The 7,210-nt window shown below is 63.2% G+C and carries 9 protein-coding genes and 1 tRNA gene; 7 read left to right on the forward strand and 3 right to left on the reverse strand.

Translation table 11 applies throughout. The annotated features are described in order from the left end of the window. Nucleotides 1-97: 97 nt before the first annotated feature. Nucleotides 98-173 (reverse strand) — tRNA-Thr (locus QME24_RS24305). A gap of 71 nt (nucleotides 174-244) precedes the next feature. After that, nucleotides 245-655: a pilin gene (locus QME24_RS24310; protein ID WP_029884908.1), complete on the reverse strand. Its 411-nt coding sequence runs from the start codon at nucleotides 653-655 to the stop codon at nucleotides 245-247. A gap of 215 nt (nucleotides 656-870) precedes the next feature. On the opposite strand from QME24_RS24310, the gene QME24_RS24315 reads away from it, so the two are divergent. The 4 genes from QME24_RS24315 to yacG are packed head-to-tail and all read left to right on the forward strand — an operon-like array spanning nucleotide 871 to nucleotide 3,768. Then, complete coding sequence (locus QME24_RS24315) at nucleotides 871-2,079, forward strand: type II secretion system F family protein (protein WP_280091715.1); 1,209 nt, start codon at nucleotides 871-873, stop codon at nucleotides 2,077-2,079. A gap of 2 nt (nucleotides 2,080-2,081) precedes the next feature. Further along, nucleotides 2,082-2,948, forward strand: coding sequence for an A24 family peptidase (locus QME24_RS24320; protein WP_033690441.1), 867 nt, complete (start codon nucleotides 2,082-2,084; stop codon nucleotides 2,946-2,948). Next, complete coding sequence (coaE, locus tag QME24_RS24325; RefSeq protein ID WP_235768448.1) at nucleotides 2,948-3,571, forward strand: dephospho-CoA kinase; 624 nt, start codon at nucleotides 2,948-2,950, stop codon at nucleotides 3,569-3,571. The genes QME24_RS24320 and coaE overlap by 1 nt, the downstream gene beginning before the upstream one ends. Then, complete coding sequence (gene yacG, locus QME24_RS24330; RefSeq protein ID WP_009683001.1) at nucleotides 3,568-3,768, forward strand: DNA gyrase inhibitor YacG; 201 nt, start codon at nucleotides 3,568-3,570, stop codon at nucleotides 3,766-3,768. The genes coaE and yacG overlap by 4 nt, the downstream gene beginning before the upstream one ends. A 51-nt stretch (nucleotides 3,769-3,819) precedes the next feature. Here yacG and QME24_RS24335 read toward each other — a convergent pair whose 3' ends face one another. Continuing rightward, nucleotides 3,820-4,503: an energy-coupling factor ABC transporter permease gene (locus tag QME24_RS24335; RefSeq protein WP_280091716.1), complete on the reverse strand. Its 684-nt coding sequence runs from the start codon at nucleotides 4,501-4,503 to the stop codon at nucleotides 3,820-3,822. Between the two features lie 131 nt (nucleotides 4,504-4,634). Here QME24_RS24335 and QME24_RS24340 point away from each other — a divergent pair, with 131 nt between their 5' ends. The 3 genes from QME24_RS24340 to QME24_RS24350 all read left to right on the forward strand — a co-directional run bounded on the left by QME24_RS24340 (nucleotide 4,635) and on the right by QME24_RS24350 (nucleotide 6,951). After that, nucleotides 4,635-5,264, forward strand: a complete 630-nt coding sequence (locus QME24_RS24340; RefSeq protein WP_009683003.1) for a DUF1780 domain-containing protein — start codon at nucleotides 4,635-4,637, stop codon at nucleotides 5,262-5,264. A gap of 133 nt (nucleotides 5,265-5,397) precedes the next feature. Further along, the gene (locus tag QME24_RS24345; RefSeq protein WP_033744188.1) at nucleotides 5,398-5,571 is read left to right on the forward strand and encodes a DUF3094 family protein; all 174 of its coding nucleotides are present in this window, start codon (nucleotides 5,398-5,400) and stop codon (nucleotides 5,569-5,571) included. An 84-nt stretch (nucleotides 5,572-5,655) separates the two neighbouring features. Further along, nucleotides 5,656-6,951 carry an NAD(P)/FAD-dependent oxidoreductase gene (locus tag QME24_RS24350; RefSeq protein ID WP_280091717.1) on the forward strand — a complete coding sequence of 432 codons (1,296 nt, stop codon included), beginning with the start codon at nucleotides 5,656-5,658 and terminating at the stop codon, nucleotides 6,949-6,951. Nucleotides 6,952-7,210: the final 259 nt, after the last annotated feature.

Genomic DNA, 7,210 nt, shown 5'->3' on the forward strand with positions numbered 1-7,210 from the left:
GCAAAGCGGCCCCAAATTACTTAACTGACTGGCATTAGCCATAAGGCCGGTTTAGAGGGCTTCCAAAGCATTCAGCGGAATGCAGTGGAGCTGGATGTGGTGCCGGAGACAGGAATCGAACCTGCGACCTTCGCGTTACGAGTGCGCTGCTCTACCGACTGAGCTACACCGGCGTGTAGCGCAACGTACCACTGCTCGCACCCGTTACGCAAACCCCTGTTTCCACTACTTTATTGCCCTGCCCTCAGGCCCCCTTGCAGCCCTTCGGCGCCAGGTCTTCTTCGATGTCGGTGGTGCACGCCCAGCCCGTTGCCGAGCGCGTCAACGTCAGGGCCTTGCCCAGCACGGTGGCCGGTGCGTCCACCAGGGTGCAAACCAGGCTGCCGCTGCTATCCGCCGCCTTGCCGTTGGCGGTGATCGCGCAATGGGCCGTTGCCGGCTGGCCGCCCAGTTCGGCTACGCCGGCTACATCCTTGCCGTCGTTCAGGCGCAGGTCCATCGCCGTTTTCAGGGCGCTGATTTCCAGCAAGCCGGCCGCGGCCTTGGAGCGGGCCTGGTGGTTGGTGTACATCGGTAAGGCGATGGTCGCCAGAATGCCGATGATCGCCACAACGATCATCAGTTCGATCAGGGTGATACCGCGTTGCCCTTTCATGAACAGTTTCCTTTTTGATACGCGTACTCGTTAGGGTCAATCTCGCCCCAAGCGACAGCGGCGCAGTAGGCCTGAACAGTCACCTTTTGTCACCCCTGCCTGCTTGGGCTTCATCATCGCTGAACTACTCTAGTGAGCATCATGGACGCGCGCCCTGGCATAGGCGCGGCAAGCTGTTTCCAGGCTTGTCGCACGGGCAACAAAAGGACCTTCGCATGACCACTTCCACCCCCCTCTACAGCTGGCACGGCACCGACGCCAATGGCGCGCCGGTCAGTGGCCAAACGCCTGGGCCCAGCCCGGCCCATGTACGTGCCGGGTTGATTCGCCAAGGCATCAACGTGGCCAGTTTGCGGCCGGCCAGCGGGCTTGGCCTCAAGCTGCCAAAGCGCCTGGAAAAGGCCGACCCGGCAGGTTTCAGCCGGCAGTTGGCGACCTTGCTCAAGGCCGGGGTGCCGCTGTTGCAGGCGTTCGAGGTGATGGGGCGCAGTGGCTGTAGTGCCGCCCTGGCTGCGCTGCTGGTTAGATTGAAACAGGATGTAGCTGCGGGCCTGGGGCTGGCGAATGCATTGCAACGCCACCCGGGCTGGTTCGATGCGCTGTACTGCAACCTGGTGCGGGTGGGCGAACAGTCGGGCACGCTGGACCGGCAGCTGGAGCAGCTGGCAGGCATGCTGGAACAGCGGCGGGCGCTGCAGAAGAAGGTGCGCAAGGCGATGGTCTACCCGTTGCTGCTGTTGCTGACCGGGTTGGGCGTGTCGGCGGTGCTGTTGCTGGAGGTAATACCCAGGTTCGAGGACATGTTCGCAGGCATGGGCGCGCAATTGCCGGCATTTACCCAGTGGGTGATCGACTTGTCCACAGGGTTCGGCCGGTTTGCGCCGATGTTGCTGGCGCTGGGCCTGGTGCTAGGTTTTGCCGGGCGCCAGCTGTGCCGCCGGCATGCGCCTGCGCGGTTGTGGCTCGGGCGCCTGGTGTTGGGCTTGCCGGTATTCGGCACGCTGCTGGGGCAGGCGGCGTTGGCGCGCTTTGCGCGTAGCCTGGCAACCGCTTATGCGGCCGGGGTGCCCTTGCTGGATGCCCTGGGTACGGTGGCACGGGTGACCGGGGGCCAGTTGCATGAACAGGCGGTGCTGCGCTTGCGCCAGGGTATGGCCAATGGGCAGGGGCTGAACCAGGCGATGGCGGGTGAGCCGCTGTTTCCACCCTTGCTGGTGCAACTGACGGCCATCGGTGAAGCCAGCGGCACGCTGGACACGATGCTGGAAAAAGCCGCCAGCCATTATGAGGAACAGGTCAGCCAGGCGCTGGACCAGTTGACCAGCTTGCTGGAGCCGGCCATCGTGCTGGTCCTGGGCTTGCTGGTGGGTGGCCTGGTAGTGGCGATGTACCTGCCGATCTTCCAGTTGGGTAGCTTGATCTGAACATGACTTTATGGACCTTGCTGGCTGAACAGCCGGCGTACTTCTACACCTTGGCGAGCGTGCTCGGCTTGCTGGTAGGCAGCTTTCTGAATGTGCTGGTGTACCGCCTGCCGATCATGCTGGAGCGCCAATGGCAGCGTGAAGCGCAGCAGGTTCTGGGGCTGCCGACTACGCAGCACCCGCGCTTCGACCTGTGCCTGCCCGCTTCGCGCTGCCCGCAGTGCGCACACCCGATTCGCCCGTGGCAAAACATTCCAGTGCTCAGCTACCTGGCCTTGCGTGGGCGCTGCTCTGCCTGCAAGGCCCGCATCAGCCCGCGTTACCCACTGGTGGAAGTGGCCAGTGCGCTGCTGTCGCTGCTGGTGGCCTGGCGTTTTGGTGCGTCAGCCGAGGCATTGCTGGCATTGCCCTTGACCTGGTGCCTGCTGGCCCTGAGCCTGATCGATGCCGATCACCAGCTGTTGCCGGACGTACTGGTGCTGCCGATGCTGTGGCTGGGGCTGATCGTCAACGCCTTTGCCGTGTATGTGCCGCTGGGCAGTGCGGTATGGGGGGCGGTGGCGGGTTACCTCTGCCTGTGGTCGGTGTACTGGCTGTTCAAGCTGGTCACCGGCAAGGAAGGCATGGGTTATGGCGACTTCAAGCTGATGGCGCTGATCGGCGCCTGGGGTGGCTGGCAGGTGCTGCCGTTGACGCTGCTGTTGTCGTCGGTGGTCGGGGCGCTGGTTGGCCTGTGCTTGTTGCATTTGCACCGGCACGCACTAGGCGCGGCGATGCCGTTTGGCCCTTATCTGGCCATTGCGGGGTGGATTGCCGTGCTCTGGGGTGATGAAATATACGCCTCTTACCTGCAACTGCTGGGATACTGATGACCACTGCGGCGTTTACCCCCTGGATTCTCGGGCTGACTGGCGGCATTGGCAGCGGCAAAAGCGCCGCCGCCGAGCGCTTCGTCGAGCTTGGCGTGCACCTGGTCGACGCCGACCAGGCTGCGCGCTGGGTGGTCGAGCCCGGCCGCCCGGCCCTGGCCAGCATTGTCGAGCGCTTTGGCGCGGGGGTGCTGCAGGCCGATGGCCAGCTCGACCGTGCCGCGCTGCGCCAGCTGATTTTCGCCGACCCCGCGCAGCGCAAATGGTTGGAGCAACTGCTGCACCCGCTGATCGGGCAAGAGATTTTCAGCTACCTGGCCAAGGCAGAGTCGCCGTATGCGATCTATGTGTCGCCGCTGCTGATCGAGTCGGGGCAGCACCACAAGACCCAGCGCGTGCTGGTGATCGATGCGCCGCAGGCGCTGCAAGTGGCGCGTACGCTGGCCCGGGACAACACCAGTACCGAGCAGGTGCAGGCGATCCTGAAGGCCCAACTGGCCCGTGAGGAACGCTTGCGCCATGCCGACGATGTGCTGGTCAATGACGGCGACCTCGCCGCGCTGCATCAGCAGATTGACCGCCTGCACCACTTTTACCTGACTTTGAAAGGAGGCCAGCCATGAGCCAGCCATTGACCGTCGATTGCCCGACCTGTGGCGCACCTGTGGAATGGACCGAGAAAAGCGCGTTCCGGCCGTTCTGCTCAGACCGCTGCAAGCTGATCGACCTGGGTGCCTGGGCAGCGGAGGAACACAAGATTCCTGGGGCGCAGGAGTCCGAGGACGAGCTGTATTCAGGTGACCTGGAGTCGCGGCATTGAATTGATCCACCTGCCGGGCTAGGCGATGATGCACCGGCCTAGCCTGCGGGCTCAGTGCTCATCGTCCTTCCACGGCGCCTGCAAATACCGCGTGCGGTTGAAGGTTTCCAGCCAGTCGGGGCAAAACACCACCAGCGCACTGATCACCATGCCGTTGATGAACGCTTCGGGGAACATCATCAGCCACAGGTAACCGACAAAGTCGCCAAGCCACTCTGGCAGCGCAAAGCGCCCGTCCAGCCACAATAGCCCTAGCGCCACCGGCACGCAGACCAGCACCGTGAGTGCGGCAGGGAAAAACCCTGAGCAGAAGATGTAAACGAACAGGTTCCGCGGTTGTGCCCGCTCCACCACAAGGGCGCACACCTCGGTGATCAGCACCGGCAAACCCACCAGCAACAGACCATTGATCCCCAACGCCGCCAGGTCCTGGCGCCCCAGCACCAGCAGGCCCAGCTGGGCCATGAAACCGCCCAGCACGGCCAGTGGCCAGTCCAGCAACAGGGTAACCGCCGTCATGCCGATGAAGTGGTACGCCACGCCGGTATCGAAATCGCGCCTTACCAGCCACAACGCGAACAGGCAGAACACCGTGCCAAACAGCAGGTGCTGGCGGCGCTGGTCGGTAAGCAGTTCCACCCAGCGAACCTGGCTGGCGGCCCAGGCCAGCAGCGGCACGTAACCCAGCCAGCCAAGGCTCAGGGTGGTGCCAGACAACACCTGTGCGCTGATCACTGAATAATGCCCCTTGCCGGCCTGTGGATAAGGGCAGTGTACACGCAAACTTCCTGGCCCCTCCGCAGCGGACGGCCTGCGGCCGCATGCGTGCCTCTTGCTGTCATCGATTAACGGCTAAGCTTGTGTGCATGGATGACTCCGACTACCTGCGCCTGCTGACCATTCAGGCCGAACAAGCCAATGCCTTCCTCTCCAACGCCCGCAAGTGGGAGCGGGAGCGGTGGGTGTGCCAGCGCCTGTTGCAGGGGCTGAACATTCCCTACCGCAGCGAAGATTTCACCCCGGCCGGGCAAGAGCCGCCCGACGTGCTGTTCCGCGACGCCGCCTTCGAGGTGTTTTTCGTGCTCGACGAGGGCCGCCGCCTGAATGATGAATGGCGCGAAGAGCTGCAGCGCCGGCGCAGTGCATTTTCCCTGGCGCAGCTGGTGCGCCGCGAAGCCCGCCCACGGCGCATCAGTGCCACCGAACTGCTCGGGCGGCTGGCGCCCACCTTGCGCAAGAAGGCGCGCAATTATCGCGAGCGCGGGCTGGAGCTGAACGAGCTGGACATCATTGCGTTTTCCAGCCTCAAGCGCGAGGTGCTGGACCTGAACACCCACTTCCCGCCGCCCACCGAATACCTGCGCCAGGGCTGGCGCTCGCTGTCGCTGGTCGGGCCAACCTTTGCCCGCGTGCTGTTCGCCCACCCCGATGCGCCGGATTTCCTGCGCAGCAACCTGGGGCGCAGCATCGTCTTCGACGTTGGCATCAGTCTTTGATCCAGTGCAGCGAGTGTTTGCGATGGCGTACACTCGGCGCCAGGGATAGAAAGCATTATCATTTGTTTCAAGCGCTTGCACGAACGCTGTAGCGTTTGTGCAGTCTCTTACGTCTACCTGACGAGGCCCTACCATGACCAGCCGCCTGAACCCGGAAGATCAGCGTCGTGTCGATGAGTATCTGCGAGCCCCTCAGCACCAAGTCGAGCGCCGGCCCTTCCGGCCATGGCTGCTCCTTGTGCTGGTGGTGGCCGTGACCATCGGGTTGGGCCTTGTCAGCCGCCTGCTGAGTGGACTGGTGCTATGAGCTGCCTTGCGCTCGCCCTCCCCTCGTGCAGTTTGCGGCCGCCCCCAAAGGGCAAGCATTCCGTAAACCTTATGAGATATCCCCATGACTCATCGCATCGTGATTGTCGGCGGCGGCGCCGGCGGCCTGGAACTGGCGACCCGCCTGGGTAAAACCCTGGGCAAGCGCAAGCAGGCCGATGTCACCTTGGTCGACACCAACCTCACGCACATCTGGAAGCCATTGCTGCACGAAGTGGCCGCCGGCTCGCTGAACTCCTCGGAAGACGAACTGAACTACGTGGCCCAGGCCAAGTGGAACCACTTCAACTTCCAGCTGGGGCGCATGAGCGGCCTGGACCGTGAAGGCAAGCAGATCCAACTGGCCGCCACCCTGGACGAAGAGGGCCGCGAGCTGTTGCCTGCACGTACCCTGGGCTACGACACCCTGGTCATTGCTGTGGGCTCCAATACCAACGACTTCGGCACCCTGGGCGCGGCGCAGCACTGCCTGTTCCTGGACACCCGCAAGCAAGCCGAGCGCTTCCACCAGCAGCTGCTCAACCACTACCTGCGTGCCCACGCCGGCGACGTGGCCAGCGAGAAAATCAGCGTAGCCATTGTGGGTGCGGGCGCCACCGGTGTGGAGCTGGCGGCCGAGCTGCACCACGCGGCCCACGAGCTGGCGGCCTATGGCCTGGACCGCATCCAGCCCAAGGACATGCACATCACCATCATTGAGGCCGGCCCGCGCGTTCTGCCGGCGCTACCGGAGCGCATCAGCGTACCGGTGCACAAGACCCTGGAAAAACTCGGGGTCAAGGTAATGACCAATGCCGCTGTCAGCGAAGTCACCGAAGACGGCCTGAAAACCAAGGACGGCGAGGTCATCCAGGCCAGTTTGAAGGTGTGGGCGGCCGGTATCCGTGCGCCCGGTTTCCTCAAGGACATCGATGGCCTGGAAACCAACCGCATCAACCAGCTGGTGGTACGCCCTACCCTGCAAACCACCCGCGACGACAACATTTTCGCCTTTGGCGACTGTGCGGCGTGCCCGCAGCCAGACAGCGACCGCAGTGTACCGCCACGCGCGCAAGCAGCGCACCAGCAGGCGTCGATGCTGGCGCAAAGCCTTAAAGCACGGCTGGAGAACAAGCCGCTGCCCACGTATGCCTACAAGGACTACGGCTCGCTGGTTTCACTGTCGCGCTTCTCGGCAGTGGGCAACCTGATGGGTAACCTGATGGGCAGCGTGAAGCTGGAAGGCTGGCTGGCGCGGATGTTCTATGTGTCGCTGTACCGCATGCACCAGATGGCGTTGTACGGGTTCTTCCGTACGGCATTGATGATGTTGGGCAGCAAGATTGGCCGGGGTACCGAGCCGCGGTTGAAGTTGCACTGACACACATGCAATAGAGGCTGCCTGTACAGGCCTCATCGCCGGCCAGCCCCCCCAGAGGCTGCAACAGGCTCAAGGCCTTGATTTGCCCCTTGTTGGATCGGGTTTTACCCGCTCCAACAAGGCAAGGGTGCATTTTCCCGAGGCAAAGAAAAAGGGCATCTCGTAGGAGATGCCCTTTTTTGCATGGTGGGTCGTGTAGGATTCGAACCTACGACCAATTGGTTAAAAGCCAACTGCTCTACCAACTGAGCTAACGACC

It is taken from the genome of Pseudomonas sp. PARCl1, assembly GCF_947311875.1.
GTDB classification, from domain to species: Bacteria; Pseudomonadota; Gammaproteobacteria; order Pseudomonadales; family Pseudomonadaceae; genus Aquipseudomonas; species Aquipseudomonas juntendi.